Annotated in this window: 16 protein-coding genes and 1 pseudogene; 7 read left to right on the top strand and 10 right to left on the bottom strand. The window is 59.0% G+C overall.

The genetic code is table 11. The annotated features are described in order from the left end of the window. Positions 1 to 3 precede the first annotated feature (3 nt). The 5 genes from ACYZT2_RS00385 to ACYZT2_RS00365 are packed head-to-tail and all read left to right on the top strand — an operon-like array spanning position 4 to position 3,280. Positions 4 to 732, top strand: coding sequence for a hypothetical protein (locus tag ACYZT2_RS00385; protein WP_461969180.1), 729 nt, complete (start codon positions 4 to 6; stop codon positions 730 to 732). A 37-nt stretch (positions 733 to 769) separates the two neighbouring features. After that, on the top strand, positions 770 to 1,270 hold the full coding sequence (locus ACYZT2_RS00380; RefSeq protein WP_461969178.1) for a hypothetical protein: 501 nt from the start codon (positions 770 to 772) through the stop codon (positions 1,268 to 1,270). Between the two features lie 10 nt (positions 1,271 to 1,280). Next, on the top strand, positions 1,281 to 1,658 hold the full coding sequence (locus ACYZT2_RS00375; protein ID WP_461969176.1) for a hypothetical protein: 378 nt from the start codon (positions 1,281 to 1,283) through the stop codon (positions 1,656 to 1,658). A 19-nt stretch (positions 1,659 to 1,677) separates the two neighbouring features. Continuing rightward, entirely contained in the window at positions 1,678 to 2,226 is a 549-nt protein-coding gene (locus ACYZT2_RS00370; protein ID WP_461969174.1) for a hypothetical protein, read from the top strand. A gap of 55 nt (positions 2,227 to 2,281) precedes the next feature. Beyond that, positions 2,282 to 3,280 carry a hypothetical protein gene (locus tag ACYZT2_RS00365; RefSeq protein WP_461969172.1) on the top strand — a complete coding sequence of 333 codons (999 nt, stop codon included), beginning with the start codon at positions 2,282 to 2,284 and terminating at the stop codon, positions 3,278 to 3,280. Positions 3,281 to 3,701: 421 nt separating this feature from the next. On the opposite strand, the gene ACYZT2_RS00360 is transcribed toward ACYZT2_RS00365, so the two are convergent. Continuing rightward, positions 3,702 to 4,958 (bottom strand): IS256 family transposase, encoded by a 1,257-nt coding sequence (locus ACYZT2_RS00360; protein ID WP_461969170.1) that lies wholly within the window; start codon positions 4,956 to 4,958, stop codon positions 3,702 to 3,704. Between the two features lie 229 nt (positions 4,959 to 5,187). Continuing rightward, positions 5,188 to 5,573: pseudogene (locus ACYZT2_RS00355) on the bottom strand (DUF6124 family protein). Between the two features lie 593 nt (positions 5,574 to 6,166). Between ACYZT2_RS00355 and ACYZT2_RS00350 the strand changes: the two are divergent. Continuing rightward, positions 6,167 to 6,556 carry a helicase gene (locus ACYZT2_RS00350; protein WP_461969168.1) on the top strand — a complete coding sequence of 130 codons (390 nt, stop codon included), beginning with the start codon at positions 6,167 to 6,169 and terminating at the stop codon, positions 6,554 to 6,556. 272 nt (positions 6,557 to 6,828) lie between these two features. Here the strand turns inward: ACYZT2_RS00350 and ACYZT2_RS00345 are convergent, their stop codons facing one another. The 6 genes from ACYZT2_RS00345 to exbB form a co-directional block, all read right to left on the bottom strand. Next, on the bottom strand, positions 6,829 to 8,229 hold the full coding sequence (locus tag ACYZT2_RS00345; protein ID WP_461969166.1) for an aminoacyl-tRNA deacylase and HDOD domain-containing protein: 1,401 nt from the start codon (positions 8,227 to 8,229) through the stop codon (positions 6,829 to 6,831). A 78-nt stretch (positions 8,230 to 8,307) separates the two neighbouring features. After that, entirely contained in the window at positions 8,308 to 10,383 is a 2,076-nt protein-coding gene (gene recG, locus ACYZT2_RS00340) for an ATP-dependent DNA helicase RecG (protein ID WP_461969164.1), read from the bottom strand. 9 nt (positions 10,384 to 10,392) lie between these two features. Next, positions 10,393 to 11,322, bottom strand: coding sequence for a hydrogen peroxide-inducible genes activator (locus ACYZT2_RS00335; RefSeq protein ID WP_223490359.1), 930 nt, complete (start codon positions 11,320 to 11,322; stop codon positions 10,393 to 10,395). 267 nt (positions 11,323 to 11,589) lie between these two features. Next, positions 11,590 to 12,336, bottom strand: coding sequence for a TonB family protein (locus tag ACYZT2_RS00330; RefSeq protein WP_461969161.1), 747 nt, complete (start codon positions 12,334 to 12,336; stop codon positions 11,590 to 11,592). Further along, positions 12,333 to 12,761 (bottom strand): TonB system transport protein ExbD, encoded by a 429-nt coding sequence (gene exbD, locus ACYZT2_RS00325; RefSeq protein ID WP_007894651.1) that lies wholly within the window; start codon positions 12,759 to 12,761, stop codon positions 12,333 to 12,335. The genes ACYZT2_RS00330 and exbD overlap by 4 nt, the downstream gene beginning before the upstream one ends. A gap of 6 nt (positions 12,762 to 12,767) precedes the next feature. Further along, positions 12,768 to 13,724, bottom strand: coding sequence for a tonB-system energizer ExbB (gene exbB / locus ACYZT2_RS00320; RefSeq protein ID WP_461969159.1), 957 nt, complete (start codon positions 13,722 to 13,724; stop codon positions 12,768 to 12,770). A gap of 189 nt (positions 13,725 to 13,913) precedes the next feature. Here exbB and ACYZT2_RS00315 point away from each other — a divergent pair, with 189 nt between their 5' ends. Continuing rightward, a complete protein-coding gene (locus ACYZT2_RS00315) occupies positions 13,914 to 14,771 on the top strand; it encodes an NAD-dependent epimerase/dehydratase family protein (protein ID WP_461969157.1) in 858 nt (285 codons plus the stop codon). A 141-nt stretch (positions 14,772 to 14,912) separates the two neighbouring features. Here ACYZT2_RS00315 and ACYZT2_RS00310 read toward each other — a convergent pair whose 3' ends face one another. Further along, positions 14,913 to 15,653: a hypothetical protein gene (locus tag ACYZT2_RS00310; protein WP_461969155.1), complete on the bottom strand. Its 741-nt coding sequence runs from the start codon at positions 15,651 to 15,653 to the stop codon at positions 14,913 to 14,915. A 71-nt stretch (positions 15,654 to 15,724) separates the two neighbouring features. Continuing rightward, positions 15,725 to 16,105 (bottom strand): RidA family protein, encoded by a 381-nt coding sequence (locus ACYZT2_RS00305; protein WP_003177257.1) that lies wholly within the window; start codon positions 16,103 to 16,105, stop codon positions 15,725 to 15,727.

Genomic DNA, 16,105 nt, shown 5'->3' with positions numbered 1-16,105 from the left:
TTTATGAAACATCGATGCCTGCGCGGATTGCGGATCAGCTTTGTTGCGCTTGTGCAGGCCGGCCATGCCGTTGCTGAAAATGCCGTGTTGGTCGGTAATGCATCTGACCAGTCACAGATTGCGCAAGGGCCAGTCGAAGCCTCGGTCGACATGACGCCTTGCCGTTTCTCGATGACGCTTTCGCAAGATCAATGGCTGCAGTTCAACTCGCCCGATCTGGTGTTTGTCGCGGCAAAACAGCTGCCCGAAACATCCAGCGCACCTCACTTGTCGCAAGCGCAGACGTCGAGCGGCTATGAATGGAATTTCGAGAAGTCGGCAAACCTGAGCCAGACGTGGTTCGGGGTCATGTGTGAAAACGTCGGCAGCTTTTCCGTCCTGACGACGCAGAAGCCGCCATCGGATGACACGATCGAACTGCAACTGCTGCGCGAGAGCAACGACCGCAAATGCCCGGCAACCCTGACCGATCACGGCTGGGTGCCAACGCCGTTGGCGGGTAACCCGCAAACCTATGCGTTTGAGTCACTGGAGGGGGCAAAGTCGTCGGGATTCATCATCGGCTACCACCACAAGCAACAACCTCAGTTCAGCCGTATTGCCTTCTGCCTGATTCAAGGCGAGCGGGTGCTGATCGGCTCAGCCGAGTCAGGCTCGGCCACCCCATTGGCGATAAGCGCCGAAGGGTTCGAACAAATCAAGACTGCCGTGCGCAGCGTTGCTTTCCAATGAGCATGCCGATGATGCACTGCACCGATGGAGTAACAACGTGAAAGGATTTTTCGTTCTATTCGCCGGCCTCTTGGCAGCGTCCACATCCCTGGCATTCGGCGCCGATCCAGCCTTCAAGGACTACAGCGTTACACCCGTTTTCAGCGGTGCTAACCATGAACTTGTGCCGCAAGAAACCAGCAGCCCAACGATGGACAGCGCCCGAACCAAAGCCCTCCAGGGCAAGGTCAACTTCGCCGGCCATTACATCCTGCACCGGCTCGGCTGTGGCGGCGGCGCCATTTGTGGCGAAGTGCTGGACGCGCGCACCGGAGAGGTTACCGGCGGGCTGCCAAATGCTTACGACGGCAACACTTTCTATATGTCCTACCAGCCCGATAGCCGCTTGATCTTCATTTCCGGTCTCGCGCTCGATGGCGAAGAGGACGCGCAAGGCAATCGGTTGGAAAGTCGTTACCGGGATCGTTACTACGAGTTTGTGAACAATGAGTTCCGGCTGTTGACGATGACTGACGCAGAATCGCCGCCGCTTGATTAAGGATGATTGGATGAACCGCTTTTTCATTCGGGCTGTGCTGAGTGCTCTTTTACTGTTGCCCCTCGCCTACGCCATCCCGGCAAACGCCGAAGCAGGAAGTTGCTACGGCTACCTCACCGAGATGGTCAGGAGCAGCAACTTCCCATTTCGCTATGTCGGCAAGGACAGGGTCAACCTGCTGATTGACGATGACGACGGTGAAACCGTGCGGGCCAAGTTGCTCTATGACACGGACGGCACCGGGACCATCGGCTGGATCAAATACATCCCGGATACCCGAGTGTTGCTCAATACCTCGGCTGAACTGGAAGAACCGGTGGAACTGTCATTCGATGCCAAATTCGCCGATGGCTATGCAACGTGCCTCGCGAAAAAACAGGCCAGTTAACGGTGAAAGGGAACTTTCCATGAATCAGCGTCTTCTCGCGGGCAGCCTTTCGCTGCTGCTCTCATCTCCAACTTTCGCCGCTCCTTCGGATGCCTACACCCAACGCGATGTCATGCAGTGTGGCGGTGTTGAAGTGGTGTTGGTTTCGTCCTGTCGATCCGTGACGGTGCAAGAAACTGAAACCCACGTAATTCCGGTCTGCTCCGACCAGACAATCAACATCGGCGGCAAAGTGCTTCGGCGCAACATCGACAAAGTTTCACAGCTCACGTCCGACGGTGCGAAGACGAAGATGTTGATTAACGTGGTCGTGGCGATGGATTGCGTGAAAGGAATCAAGGGCAGCCTGGTTTCAATTGGCGGTTATGGCGGGTGCGGATCCTGCCCTGAATGGCGCGGTTACTACTCGACGGCCGGACGGTTAGAGCATTACAGCTACAGCAATAGCTATCGGTCGTTTGGATCGAAAGGTTCCTGGGAAGGGCTGATCAAGGCTTATGGCGTCACGAAGAGACAGCTTCAGCAGGAGAGTCCTGCGGTTAAAAGGATCAACTATGAGCGGCCTTAAGTCGGCGGCGTAAGTCTTTGAAGAATGATCAGCTCGTGGATCAACAGGGAAGTGAATGGCAGTGGCCAGGTTTTTTAGTTGTGTGTGCGTACTTGCATCAATCATCGGTTTTTTGTCACAACCAGCGTTAGCCAATGACCTACAAACCATCGATCAAATGCATCCACCGGTGGTGGCTTCGGTGGGTGAGCAGAAAATCACGGTATTTTTCTTGAAGAACATGCTCAAAGGTCAGACGACAGGCGCGTACGTTCCCAATGGTGAAATTTTCTACGCAACGATGAGTGCTACGAAACCAGAACTCACCTATGTAGCGCCGGTCATTGGCGAACAGATAGTGTCGGTGTTCTTCTTCGAGCGAAAATTCCCTGAGCAAGCGGGGAAGTCCCTGTATGTGCTAATGAAAAACAAGGAGTCGGACCGTGGTTTCGAGGGCTACTCCTATTCGACGCTGGAGTTACCACTGATTAAGGACGGGGATCAGTTGTCTTTGCGGTTTTTTCGCGGTGACCCGCCAGATCCCGAATTGCAGGACTGTCGCGATGGGCGAAACTTGGAAGCGGGCGTAGATGTTGAATGTGCTTACAAGCATGCGGCGAGTATTAAAAAGCGTCTGGCAGACTTGGATGCAAAGATTATTGCGGATTCAAAACTGGAACATGGCATCAGCCAGGAGCCGCGTAAAATCGGTGGTAACGCGGCCAATGTTGCTTGTCCCTCGAACGAGTTTTCAGCGTTCCTCGCAGCTTTTTCCGAGCGCGCAGACGTGCAAAAAACGTTCGTTCAACAACCGCTGCAACTGATCACGACTGTGGCGGGAGATCCCGAACCTGAGATGGAAAAGCGCAACGTCAGCGGCGATCAGATCAAGTTTCCAATCATCCCGGATCGCGTGAAACGAGAGGCCGACGGTCTTACGTTGACCGTCAAGGAAGAGCGGGGTAACAACGCCACGGCGATCCTGCAGAAACCGGATACCGATTATGTCTTCGAGTATCAGTTTGTTCGTGGGCAATGTTGGCGGCTTGCAGAGGTCTCGGATTTTTCACTTTAGACATGCGGTAAGCGCTACTGAGCGCACGTCATCGTTTTCAAAAAAATGAGATCAGAGGGATTTGTGAAGAATTTATTTTTAATGCTGTTGTTGGTGTTGCCGTTGACTGCCCGCAGTGAGGTCACAACACAGGTTTCTTGTTTCCGTTCGCTGGAAGGCAAAAACATCAATTTCGAATTCAGAACCTATTACGACTCGGTCACCAAATGGAGCGGCGCGGGGGTTAGGTATAGCAAGTCGAAGAAGGCCATTCCTCTCGTCTATCGGAACACTGAGGAAGAAGTCATGACGGAGGGCGGGCCTTATCAGTTCACGACGACTTGGGTGGAGGTTTCTGACGGTGTGGTGACGGGGGAGTATGAAAGGGCGACTCAGGGGGCTCGGGGAGGGTGTCCCAGATTTTGTGTAAACGGGATTTCTGTTAAACCGACAGCAGCCGATCTTCGAACTGGATACTGAAGCGATTCAAGGCCGCTTTCCAGTCCCTGATCGGCATTGTCCACTTCTTGCTGATGTTGTTCAGCGCCAGATAAAACAGCTTCATCACCGCCTCATCGGTCGGAAACGACGCACGCGTTTTGATCACTTTGCGCAGACTCATGTTGATCGACTCGATGGCGTTGGTGGTGTAGATCACCTTGCGAATTTCGGCTGGATAATCAAAAAACGGGATGACCCGTGCCCAGTTTCGCCGCCAGGACAAACTGATCGACTGGTACTCAGCGTCCCATTTGGTTTCAAATTCGCAGAGCCGTTGCTCCGCTAACTCGGCGGTGGCCGAGGTGTAAATCAGCTTGAGATCAGCCGCCACTTCTCGCTGCTTTTTCCATGATACGAAGTTCAAGCTGTTGCGCACCATGTGCACGATGCATAGCTGAACGACCGCTTTCGGGTAAACCGCTTCAATCGCCTCAGGGAAACCTTTGAGGCCGTCCACGCAGGCGATGAAGATGTCCTGCACGCCCCGATTCTTGAGTTCGGTCACCACTTGCAGCCAGAATTTTGCGCCTTCGGTTTGAGCGATCCACAGCCCCAGCACTTCCTTGTGACCGGCCATGTTGACGCCGATAGCCAGGTAAACCGCCTTATTGCGCACGGCGCCAGCGTCACGCACTTTGACGTGAATGCAGTCCAGGTAAAGGATCGGGTACAGCGCGTCCAGCGGTCTGGCTTGCCACAGCTTGACCTCGTCACTGACTGCATCGGTAATCGCCGAGATCAGGCTGGGAGAGACTTCTGTGCCGTACATTTCCTGCAAGTGAGCCTGAATTTCTCTGACGCTCAAGCCTCGGGCATAGAGGGAAATGACCTTGTCGTCGAAGCCTGTCCAGCGGGTTTGATGTTTGGCGACCAGTTGTGGCTCGAAGGACGCTTGCCGATCGCGGGGGATCTCGAGCGGCAGTTCGCCAAAATCACCCTTGAGGGTTTTCCCGCTGTGGCCGTTGCGGGCATTGGCGGCGGTGTTGGTGATCGTAGCGCTTTTATCGTGCCCCAGGTGTTCGGTCATCTCGGCCTCAAGGGCCCGCTCGACCAGCATCTTGGTCAGCTGTTTGAGCAGGCCGTTTTCGCCGATGAGGTCTTCAGGCTTTTTGTAGTTGGTCAGCAGGCTGTCAGCCAGTTTGACCAGCTCAGGATCAGGCTTGATTCGTTTGGCGCGCTTGGGTTTTGACTCGGTCATTGGATTTCCTTGGGGTAGGCAGTCTCCTGCCAAATGACCGTTTACACAAAACTAATTACACCCTCGGCTCGGGTAAACTCGATGTACTACACGAATTACAAATCCGGTAAGAAGTATTCGTTCGATCAAGATATCAGCATGGAGGCGTCACCAGAGACAGGCTGTCAGTGGTGAGTCGAGATCATTGAGAAAGGGGACTCAACGTCCCCTTTTTCTTTCTGTGGTCCCTTTATGCCTTAGCCCGATACTCCGCCGGATTCGGCGAATCAATGTGATCCAGCGCTCGCTCCACCATCAACTGCACCCCATCCGCCATTCTGCTGAGCGCCAGGGCGACTGAGCGGCGGGTGCCGTCGATGTCATCGGCCAGGTCGGTGGCGATGGCGCTGATGGACTTCAGGTCTTCTGAGGCGTTGGCCAGGAGGGCTTCGATGTCGATGTCGGGGGAGACGGTGAAGAGTTTGCCTTTGCGTTTGGGTTTTTCGTTGGGTGGCGGGGCGAAATGGTGGTCGAGGGCGCGTTCGGCGGCTTCGTTGCGTGGAGTTTTTTCGAATCGAAGGATTCGTAGGGGGATGTCGCTGGGTTTTCGGGAGGATTCGGTGTTGGCTTGATCATAGATGTTAACTTCCTGGGAATTAAGAGGCTGACACCGTTTCGCTTTGCACTTCGAAAGAGGTGGCAGCTGTGCGTTGGTGTGCAAGACCGGTCCAGGTGCCCGGCAGACCCGAAGGTCTCCAACGCACAGCCGCCATAATGATCCGCGAGCATAGGAAAACGCTCGATGAATTGCCATCAACGATTGTGCACCTGGACCGGACTTGCACGTCCGTGTCACCGATTTTGCGGTGACGAACAGAGGTTATCGGTGAAGGTGAGGGCTGCCTAGTTCATGAACAGCCCGGCGTTTTGAAGGAAATGTCCGAGAGGTTTGAGGGCATTAAGATCAAAAGATCGCAGCCTTCGGCAGCTCCTACAGAAATGTGTTTCTTCAGGTGTAGGGCGGGTGTTGGGTGTGACGCGGAGCGTCACGGGATGCATTCCCACGCGGGAGCGTGGGAATGATCAAGGTGGAGGCGGGGAAAGCGTGACTTGGCAGTCATCATGCGTGAAAAGCGGTTCATCTTCTTCTAACGCAACCCGACAGTGGCGTTCTGGCTTGAAGCGGCTACACTGCGCCGGCCGTTCATTTTTCTTTTGAGGCTGTGCGCATGAAATTTCGTTTTCTTCTGTGGATGCTTGGTTTGTTGATGGGTAAGGCCAGTCGGACTAATCCTGCGTTTCAGCAGCAGTTGGTTGACAAGGCATTGGTGTTCCAGCTACAGACCCTGGACGGGAAGGTGGCGCGGCATTTCTTTGTGAAGGATCAGCGCATTACCAGCAAGGCTGGGGTGTATGCGGAGCCGGCGTTTGCGATTGCGTTCAAGGATGCGGCGTATGGCTTTGCCACGATGCAGGCGAAGAACAAGCAGTTGGCGTTTATGACGGGGATTCAGGACAAGTCGATTCAGATCAAGGGCAACCCGGCGTTGGTGATCTGGTTTCAGGGGTTGACCAAGTATTTGAAGCCTAGGAAGGCGAAGGTGGCAGCTAAGGTTTGAGGCTATCGATCAAGTCTGTGGTGACGGGGCTTTTTGTGGCGAGGGAGCTTGCTCCCGTTGGGCTGAGAAGCCGCCCTGAAACTTGAGACTGGGTTGTACCAGGCGTTCCGTGTTGGCTGGGTTTGCGACTGCTTCGCAGTCGAGCGGGAGCAAGCTCCCTCGCCACAGGGGTTGTGGTGATTCAGGTGGGCCGAGTTGGATTCTTCGCGGGCAAGCCTCGCTCCTACAGAGTTTTGGTGATCCGTAGGAGCGAGGCTTGCCCGCGAAGCTTTTCAGGGTTGGCTGAATTGCGAAGCGAGTTCGCGCAGCAGGACTTCGGCTTCGAGGACTTTGCTGACAACGTCGTTGGCTTTGTCGCGGGTCAGGCCTACGCGTTCCAGCAGGGCGTCTGGGATGTCTTCATCCGGGCCGGAGCCAATCCCGCGACCACGCAGCAGGCGCACGGCCAGGCACACGAGGTTCGGATATTCGGCGTAGTCGCCGTCGTAGCTTGGGTCGTGCTGGAAGCGCAGGGCGGTGGCCAGTTCTTCGGGCATGTCCCAGTAGCGCATCAGCCAGGCGCCGATCTGTTCGCGGCTGATGCCCAGCAGGTGTTGTTCCACGTAGCTGTGGCACAGGTGCGGGTTGACCTCCAGGTGGCGGCAGATCAGCGAGAAGTGCGGCGGGAACACGTGGGCCAGCAGCAAGTAGCCGAAGTTGTGTAGCAGGCCGGCGAGGTAGGTCAGGCCGGCTTCCGGGCGCTGGGCGCGGGGCATGGCGCGGGTCAGGCCTTCGATGACGGCGGCGGTGTAGATCGATTGCTGCCAGTACGGCGTGGTGTGTTGCGGGTGGTCTTTGGGCAGGCTCAGGGTTTTGCCCAGGGCCAGGCCCAGCGCCAGGTTGATCACCAGGTCGAAACCGAGTACCCGGACGATCGCGTCTTCCACTGAACGAATTTTGCCCGGCGAGGCGTAGTACGGCGACGCTGCCCAGCTGACGACTTGTGCGGCCAGGGCCGGGTCGGTTTCGACGACGCCGGTGATGTCGTCGATGGTGGCGTTGGGGTCGACGCGCAGTTTGATGATTTTCTGCGCGGTTTCGGCCAGCGGCGGAATCTCGATGGTCGCTTCCAGACGCTGCTGGATGCGTCGCGCGGTGAATGCTTGCACGGCCTGGGTGATTTCCTCGCGGTCATCGTCGGGGCGGTCGAGGTTCGGGCGGATGCTGGTCAGGGCTTCGCCGAAATTGCCGGCGCTGGCCTTGGTGAGCATGGTTTTGAAAGCGTCGCTGGAAATTTCCAGCAACACGCCCGGCTCGCCCGAGTTGATCAGCAACGTCGGTTCGCGCAGCAGGCTTTCTTCATACAGGCACGGCGAGCTGGTGAGCGCCGGCAGGCCGGGCAGCAGGCTCAGGTTGTGTTTGCCGAGCATTTTTACCAGGCGATCGGTGGATACAGCAGTCAACCGGCGACCAGTGAGTTCGGCGAGGCGGTTGAGGTCCAGCAATTGGCTCTGGGGGAACAGCACCATGAGCGCGCCGACGGCATCTTCCAGCAACACTGCCTGCACTTTACGCGCGGTGTTCAGGCCGTGATGGTCGAGGACTTCTTCGTAGGCGATGCCCAGCTTGCCGAGCAGCAGCCGAATAACAGACGGAGCGTGCGGGGTTTCGGGGGCGAGGGCAGCTTCTGTCATGGTCTGTATCCGTTTTCAAACAATTGCAGGAGTATAACCAGCTTGTTTAAAGCCAGGGCCCAGAAACTGCGACAGTGCTCACACTTGGCCGTATTGCTGCCCGTGGCGTAGCCAGCGGTCGAGCAGCGGGCTGACATGATCCGGCCAGCGCTCGAGCAAGGCCTGCGCGGCGTCGCGCACGGCGGGCAACAAGTCGGCATCGCGCATCAGGTCTGCGACTTTGAATTGCAGCAGGCCGGTCTGGCGCGTGCCGAGCATTTCGCCGGGGCCGCGCAGTTCGAGGTCTTTTTCGGCGATGACAAAACCGTCGTTGGTTTCGCGCATGATGCCCAGGCGCTGACGGCCGATCTGCGACAGCGGCGGATGGTAAAGCAGCACGCAATGGCTGACGGCACTGCCCCGACCGACACGGCCACGCAACTGGTGCAGCTGCGCGAGCCCGAGACGTTCGGGGTTTTCGATGATCATCAGGCTGGCATTGGGCACGTCGACGCCAACTTCGATCACCGTGGTGGCGACCAGCAGTTGCAGGTTGCCGGCCTTGAACTCGGCCATCACCGCAGCTTTCTCGGCGGGCTTCATGCGGCCGTGGATCAAGCCGACTTTCAGCTCGCCGAGGGCGGCGGTGAGGTCTTCAAAAGTGGTTTCGGCGGCCTGACAGGTCAGCTCTTCAGACTCTTCGATCAGCGTGCACACCCAATAGGCCTGACGCCCTTCGGCACAGGCGCCGCGCACCCGCTCGATCACTTCGACGCGCCGGGTGTCAGTGACCAGCACCGTATTCACCGGGGTACGGCCGGGGGGCAGTTCGTCGAGGATCGAGGTGTCGAGGTCGGCGTAGGCGCTCATGGCCAGCGTCCGGGGGATTGGCGTGGCGGTCATGATCAGCTGGTGCGGACACATTCGTCCGCCGACGCCTTTCTGCCGCAATGCCAGACGCTGCTGTACGCCGAAGCGGTGCTGTTCGTCGATGATCGCCAGCGCCAGGTTCTTGAACTGCACCTCTTCCTGAAACAGCGCATGGGTGCCGACCACCATTGGCGTGCCGCTGGCGATTTGCTCCAGCGCGGCTACGCGGTTTTTGCCCTTGAGCTTGCCGGCCAGCCACGCGACTTCGATGCCTAGCGGCTCGAGCCAGCGCTTGAAGGTGATGAAGTGCTGCTCGGCGAGAATCTCTGTGGGCGCCATTAGCGCGACCTGATAACCGGCTTCCAACGCCTGAAGCGCGGCGAGGGCGGCGACCACGGTTTTACCGGCGCCGACGTCGCCCTGAATTAGCCGCAGCATCGGTTCGTGCTGACTGAGATCGTAGGCGATTTCGTTGCCGACCCGTTGCTGGGCGCCGGTCGGCGTGAAGCCGAGGTTGGCCAAATACTGAGCGGGCAGCTTCGTGGCTTTCGGCATCGCCGGCGCGCGCAGGGCACGCATGCTCTCGCGCAGGCGTTGCTGGGACAGTTGATGGGTCAGCAGTTCTTCGAAGGCCAGCCGATGCTGCGCCCAGTGATGACCGAGGGCGAGTTCGTCGACATCGGCATTGGCGGGTGGGTGATGCAGGTAGCGGATCGCATCGGCCAGTGGCGCCAGTTGATAGTCTCGGGCCAGTTCGGTCGGCAGCCAGTCGGGCAGGCTGCTGGGCCCGAGCAGGGTCAGGGTTTGCATGCACAGTTGGCGCAAACGCTGCTGGGTCAGGCCTTCGGTGAGCGGGTAGACCGGGGTCAGGGTTTCATCCACCGGCGGCGGCTCATCGCCGGTGATGGCGCGGTATTCCGGGTGGTAGATCTCCAGCCCCGACGCACCGGGCCGCGCTTCGCCGTAGCAACGAATGCGCGTGCCGCGTTTGAGGCCTTCTTTCTGGGCGTTGCTGAAATGATAAAAGCGCAGACTGAGCCCGCCGGTGCCGTCCTGCAGACGGACAACCAGGCTGCGGCGTCGGCCCATGACCACGTCGGCGCCGCTGACGGTGCCTTCGATCACGGCATCTTGCCCAGGTCGCAAATGGCCAATCGGGACCACACGGGTGCGGTCCTGATAACGCAGCGGCAGGTGGAACAGCACGTCCTGGAGATTTTCCAGGCCGACCTTGGCCAGTTTCTCGGCCATGGCTTCGCCGACACCCTTGAGTGCCGTCACCGACACTTGCGACAACTCGGTCATGGCAGCGACTTATCCGGCCACCACCGGCGCTGGCGGCTTGGCCACCGAGCACAGGCGAATGGAGTCGGCGAGGATTTCAATCGCCTTCGGCCGCGGGAAGCTCGCGCGCCAGGCGATGGCCACGGTGCGGAATGGCACGGGCGCGCTCAGTGGGCGCACTTCGATCACGCCGGGAGCGTAGTGATGGCTGTCGACCGCCGACAGCGGCAGGATCGAAATACCCAGACCGGACGCGACCATGTGGCGAATGGTTTCCAGAGAGCTGGATTCCACCGTGGTGTGTTTGGCGCCGTCGTTGCCTTTGGCCAGGGTCGGGCAGGCTTCCAGCACTTGATCGCGGAAGCAGTGGCCTTCGCCGAGCAGCAGCAGGCTCTTGTCGTTGAGCAGGGCGGCGTCGATGGTTTCCTTTTGGGTCCATGGGTGCTGGGCCGGCATCAAGACGTAGAACGGCTCGTCGTAGAGCTGCAAGGTCAGTACGTCGGCTTCGTTGAATGGCAGGGCGATGATGATCGCGTCGAGTTCGCCGTTGCGCAGTTTGTCGCGCAGCACGTGGGTGAAGTTTTCTTCGATGTACAACGGCATCTGCGGAGCGACCCGGTGCAGTTGTGGAATCAGGTGCGGGAACAGATACGGGCCGACGGTATAAATCGCGCCGACTTTCAGGGGGGCGGTCAGCTGGTTCTTGCCGGCCTGGGCCAGTTCGCGGATGCCTTGGGCCTGCTCCAGGACTTTCTGCGCCTGGGCGACAATGCCTTCGCCGACCGGGGTCAGGCGCACGGCGCTCTTGCTGCGCTCGAAAATCAGCACACCGAGTTCGTCTTCAAGCTTTTTCACGCCCACCGACAGGGTCGGCTGGCTGACGTGGCAACGCTCGGCCGCATGGCCGAAGTGCTGCTCTTGGGCGAGGGTAACGATGTAGCGTAATTCTGTCAGAGTCATAGCAAGCGTCCATGAAGTTGCGAGCCAAGCATACCGGCTGCAATCGATAGACGCACGTTATCAGACTGAGTGTGCTGAGTGACACAGGGCAATGCAGGTTTGGCGTTTACGGATAGGCAAAAGGCACCTTTCGGTGCCTTTAATGGTTGTTACATAACCCTGTGGGAGCGAGCCTGCTCGCGATGGCGGTTTAACAGTCAATGAGGATGTTGAATGTTATGGCCTCATCGCGAGCAGGCTCGCTCCCACATTGGTTCGGCGGTGCCTTTAACGACGACGTTCCAGCGAGTAAACAAATGGTGCAACGATTTCGATGGAGCCGTTGTTCAGCATGTCGGCCGGAGGCTTGGGCAGCGGTTGGGCGCGGCGGATCATTTCCAGGGTGGCCCGGTCCAGATCGGCGTTGCCGGAGCGGCCCACCAGTTCGTACGACAACACGTTACCTTCGGCATCCACTACAAAGCGCAGACGGTTCAAGCCTTCCTTGCCTCGCTGCTGGGCGCTGGCCGGGTACTTTTTGTTCTTGGCCAGGTGCGCGAGGAGGGCGCTTTGCCAGCTGGCCTTGGCAGCTTGCTGCGCCGACGATGGGCCGGGTGCCGGCTGAGCGGATTTCTCCGTCGGCGCCTGGGTCGGTTGCGCGTCGCTCGGTTTTTCCTCGGAAGGCTTTTCTTTCGGCGGCTCCGGCTTTTTCTCCACAGGCTTGGGCGGTTGAGGCTTCGGCTTGGGTTTGACCGGCTTGGGCACGGCAATCTCGGCCTTCGGCGCTTCAGCGAGTTTCGGCAGCGGCAGTTCTTCCACCGGGGCCGGTGGCTGTGGTGGCGTGATCACCTTCGGCGGTGCGGGCGGTGGCGGGGCCGGAACCGGCGCCAGCTCGACCATCATCGCCTGCGGCGGCAGCTCGATCGGCGGGCGCGACGTCCAATTCAGCGCCAGCGCAATGGCCAGCGCATGGACGCCCAGCACCACGGCCAGGCTCGCGCTGTAACGCGTCAGCTTTTGGCGCGTGTTGATCATTTCTTGGCTGCCGTCTCGAGTCCGACCAGGCCGACCTTCAGGTAGCCGGCGGCGCGCAGGGCGTCCATCACGCTCATCAGGTCGCCGTAGTCCACGCCTTTATCGGCCTGGAAGAAGATCGTCGTGTCTTTCTTGCCTTGGGTCTTGGCGTCGAGCGTGGCGCCAAGGGTCTCGGCCTTCACTTCGTCTTCGCCGAGGAACAGGCGCTGGTCAGCTTTCACGCTGAGGAACACCGGTTTCTCTGGCCGCGGCGCGGGTTTGGCGGTGGAAGCAGGCAGGTCGACCTTGATGTCCACGGTGGCCAGCGGCGCGGCCACCATGAAGATGATCAACAGCACCAGCATCACGTCGATGAACGGCGTGACGTTGATTTCGTGGTTCTCGGCCAGATCGTCGTCTGCGCCTTCTTTCAAATGCAGGCCCATGGCCGATTACCCCACTTTCACCATGTGCGGTTGCGAGCTACTACGCTCGGCCGGCAGGTGGTCGAGATCACGGCTGACCAGCAGCAGGACTTCCGCCGAGGCGTCGGACACTTGCGCCTTGTAACCGGCGATAGAGCGGGCGAAGACGTTGTAGATGACCACCGCAGGAATCGCTGCAACCAGCCCCAGCGCGGTTGCCAGCAGGGCTTCGGCGATGCCGGGAGCTACGACGGCGAGGTTGGTGGTCTGGGTTTTGGCGATACCGATGAAGCTGTTCATGATGCCCCACACGGTGCCGAACAGGCCGACGAACGGCGCGGTGGAACCGATGGTGGCGAGTACGCCGGTGCCGCTACTCATGTTGCGACCGCAGGCCGCGACCAGGCGCTCCAGGCGGAAGCTCACGCGTTCCTTGATGCCTTCCTTCTCGCGGCTGTTGGCCGACAGGCGCATTTCTTCCAGCGCGTCGTGGACCAGCAGGTTGGCGAGAGTGCCTTCCTTGGCTGCCGTTGCGCTGGCTTCTTTAAGGGTGGCGGCTTTTTTCAGGTGGACGATTTCAGTGCGCAGACGACGCTTGGCGCCCATCAGCTCGAAGCCCTTGGCGATCCAGATGGTCCAGGTGATGATCGAGGCGATAGCCAAGCCGATCATCACAATCTTCACGATGATGTCGGCGTTCTGGTACATGCCCCACGGCGACAAGTCATGGGCCATGCCCAGGGTGTTGTCGGCTTCGAGGACTTCTGGTACATCAGCGGCGTCCAAGGCCTGGACCGTATCGGTCGCGGCAGGTGTCACGGCAGGCGTGGCGGGTGTTTGGGCGGTAGCGGGCTGTGTGGCCGGCGCTTGTGCATCGGCGAAGGCGGCGGTCGGCGCCAGCATCAGGCTGAGCAGCAGGGCGGCCACCGCGCTCCAGGCGCGAGGTCGTTTGGTTGGCGAAGCGGGGAATTGATTGGGTGTCATGCTGGCCGGACCTGAGAGGAAAAGACGGTAAATGTTCTTCCAGGCCTCGTGAGGCCGAGAACAAAAGTGGCGTGCATTATTGCAAGTAATTCTTGTTAACAAAAGTAATAGAGTATCTTTTTTTCCTTCATTGCTAGCCGCGTGTCCTTTGCCGACGCTAGTCTGTAGCTTTCCGATAGGAGTTTTCTGATGTCCGCGCCTTCTGTTTTGATCGCCGGCTGCGGTGATGTCGGCAGTCGTCTAGCCACGCAATTGCTGATTTCGGGGTGGGAGGTTCACGGCTTGCGGCGTGACATATCACGTCTACCCAAGGGTGTGATTGGCGTTGCCGGCGACCTGTTCAATAAAGACTGCCCGGCGACCTGGCCAATCGGTGCGGTGGATTACCTGGTGTATTGCGCGGCAGCGACCGATCACGATGAAGCCGGTTACCGCGCCGCCTATGTTCAGGGCTTGCAGCATGTGCTGGAATGGCTGGGCGACTACGGGCAAGTGCCCAATCGGCTGCTATTCGTTTCCAGCAGCAGCGTTTACGGCCAGCAAGAGGGCGAGTGGGTCGACGAGAACTCGCCGACCGTGGCGGCTGGCTATTCAGGGCGTGTGATGCTGGAAGCCGAGCAAGTGGCGCTTGAGAGCGGCATCCCGGCGAGCATCGTGCGCTTGACCGGGATCTACGGTCCGGGCCGAGAGTTTCTGCTGACTCAGGTTCGTCGGGGTTATCGCGTGGCGATCGATCCACCGTTATACGGCAATCGTATTCACTCGGACGATGCGGCGGGGTTGATGGCGTATCTGCTGGAGGCGGATCAACGGGGGGCTGTGCTGGATGACATCTATATAGGTGTCGACGACGCGCCTGCACCGCTGGCGGAAGTGGTGAGCTGGTTGCGTGAGTATCTGGGCGTGACCGAATGGGCCGAGGATGCGAGTGTGCGTCGTGCCGGCAGCAAGCGCTGCCGCAATGCCCGGGCGAAGGCATTGGGCTGGGTGCCGAAATATCCAAGTTTTCGCGAAGGCTATGCCGCGATCCTCGAAGACCGCTGCTAACTTCCAGTCACCATCAATACTGTAGGAGCGAGGCTTGCCCGCGAAGACGTCGTAACATCCAACATCTATGTCGACTGTTACACCGTCTTCGCGGGCAAGCCTCGCTCCTACATTTGCTTCTGCGTTGGTCTTGGGGTCGGGTTACTGCTTTTCCAGCAACCATTTGCGATCACCCGGGGTGAACTGCGGCATTTCATCCGCCTGCGCAGTGTTCACCGCCTGGAAGATCTCCAGTTCCTTGCCCTTGCGTGCAAAGATCCAAGTGTTGCCCTGGCCGTTCAATTGCAGCCACATGTTGTCGTTACCGCCGCTCATCGACGCACAATCACCGGCCAGGCACAGCGCGTAGCGATCTGCACTCGGCAGGCCGGCAACCTGGCCATCGGGCTGGAATTGCACGGTGTTGCCTTCGCCGGGGCCGCTGAGAATTTTCCAGCTGCCGCCCATATAAGCCGAATACAGCGCTCGCTCGAAACTCGCGCCAATCGGTGCGCCTTCCGGCGCCGGGACTAAGGCGCGGTCGAAAACTTGCTCCGGCTCGTTGTCGTTGGCGGCCTGGCTCAGTTGCTTGCCATCACGCTTCAGCTCGCTGGCGGAGCTGCCATAAAAGTCGACTTTCCAGGCGCCGGACTCTTCGCCCAGCAGCTTGCCGTCGACGTTTTCAAAACCATTGGTGTAGCGGGCCTGACCGGCTCGGGTGTTGACGTCCCATTCCAGATTCGGGCCATAGGCCTGGAGCGCTTCCCGCAGGGGGGCACCTTTGGATGCAGCATCGATCGCCGACTGATTGATCCAGGTGCCGCTGATATCACGATCGGCAGGGTTGCTGGCACAACCGCCCAAGAGAAGGGCGACCAGCGAGAGAGCTAGCGCTTGGCGCATGGTGGAATCCTTTCAAGACGCTTTCTATACATATGGCAGCGGCGCAGCTTTAGAGAGCTGCGCCGGACACATTACTCGATGACCAGAATGGCATCCATTTCAACCTGCGAACCCTTTGGCAGGGCTGCTACGCCGATGGCGGCGCGGGCTGGGTAAGGTTGGTCGAAGTACTTGCCCATGATCTCGTTGACCTTGGCGAAGTGGCTCAGGTCGGTGAGGAAGATGTTCAGTTTGACGATGTCCTTGAACGAACCACCGGCAGCTTCAGCCACGGCTTTGAGGTTCTCGAACACCTGGACGGTCTGGGCTTCGAAGCCTTCAACCAGTTCCATGGTTTTTGGGTCCAGAGGAATCTGACCCGACATGTAAACGGTGTTGCCAGCCTTGATCGCCTGGGAATAAGTACCGATGGCGGCCGGGGCCTTGTCGCTGTTGATAACGGTCTTGGTCAT

It is taken from the genome of Pseudomonas sp. MDT1-85, from assembly GCF_054898065.1.
Note: the sequence above shows the minus strand (reverse complement) of the source record. Positions and strands in the feature narration are given on the sequence as shown.

Coding starts and splice junctions, on each gene's coding strand:
- ACYZT2_RS00385 (WP_461969180.1), top strand. CDS start 4: ATGAAACATCGATGCCTGCGCGGATTGCGGATCAGCTTTGTTGCGCTT.
- ACYZT2_RS00375 (WP_461969176.1), top strand. CDS start 1,281: ATGAACCGCTTTTTCATTCGGGCTGTGCTGAGTGCTCTTTTACTGTTG.
- ACYZT2_RS00370 (WP_461969174.1), top strand. CDS start 1,678: ATGAATCAGCGTCTTCTCGCGGGCAGCCTTTCGCTGCTGCTCTCATCT.
- ACYZT2_RS00365 (WP_461969172.1), top strand. CDS start 2,282: ATGGCAGTGGCCAGGTTTTTTAGTTGTGTGTGCGTACTTGCATCAATC.
- ACYZT2_RS00360 (WP_461969170.1), bottom strand. CDS start 4,958: ATGACCGAGTCAAAACCCAAGCGCGCCAAACGAATCAAGCCTGATCCT.
- ACYZT2_RS00350 (WP_461969168.1), top strand. CDS start 6,167: ATGAAATTTCGTTTTCTTCTGTGGATGCTTGGTTTGTTGATGGGTAAG.
- ACYZT2_RS00345 (WP_461969166.1), bottom strand. CDS start 8,229: ATGACAGAAGCTGCCCTCGCCCCCGAAACCCCGCACGCTCCGTCTGTT.
- recG (WP_461969164.1), bottom strand. CDS start 10,383: ATGACCGAGTTGTCGCAAGTGTCGGTGACGGCACTCAAGGGTGTCGGC.
- ACYZT2_RS00335 (WP_223490359.1), bottom strand. CDS start 11,322: ATGACTCTGACAGAATTACGCTACATCGTTACCCTCGCCCAAGAGCAG.
- ACYZT2_RS00330 (WP_461969161.1), bottom strand. CDS start 12,336: ATGATCAACACGCGCCAAAAGCTGACGCGTTACAGCGCGAGCCTGGCC.
- exbD (WP_007894651.1), bottom strand. CDS start 12,761: ATGGGCCTGCATTTGAAAGAAGGCGCAGACGACGATCTGGCCGAGAAC.
- exbB (WP_461969159.1), bottom strand. CDS start 13,724: ATGACACCCAATCAATTCCCCGCTTCGCCAACCAAACGACCTCGCGCC.
- ACYZT2_RS00315 (WP_461969157.1), top strand. CDS start 13,914: ATGTCCGCGCCTTCTGTTTTGATCGCCGGCTGCGGTGATGTCGGCAGT.
- ACYZT2_RS00310 (WP_461969155.1), bottom strand. CDS start 15,653: ATGCGCCAAGCGCTAGCTCTCTCGCTGGTCGCCCTTCTCTTGGGCGGT.
- ACYZT2_RS00305 (WP_003177257.1), bottom strand. CDS start 16,105: ATGACCAAGACCGTTATCAACAGCGACAAGGCCCCGGCCGCCATCGGT.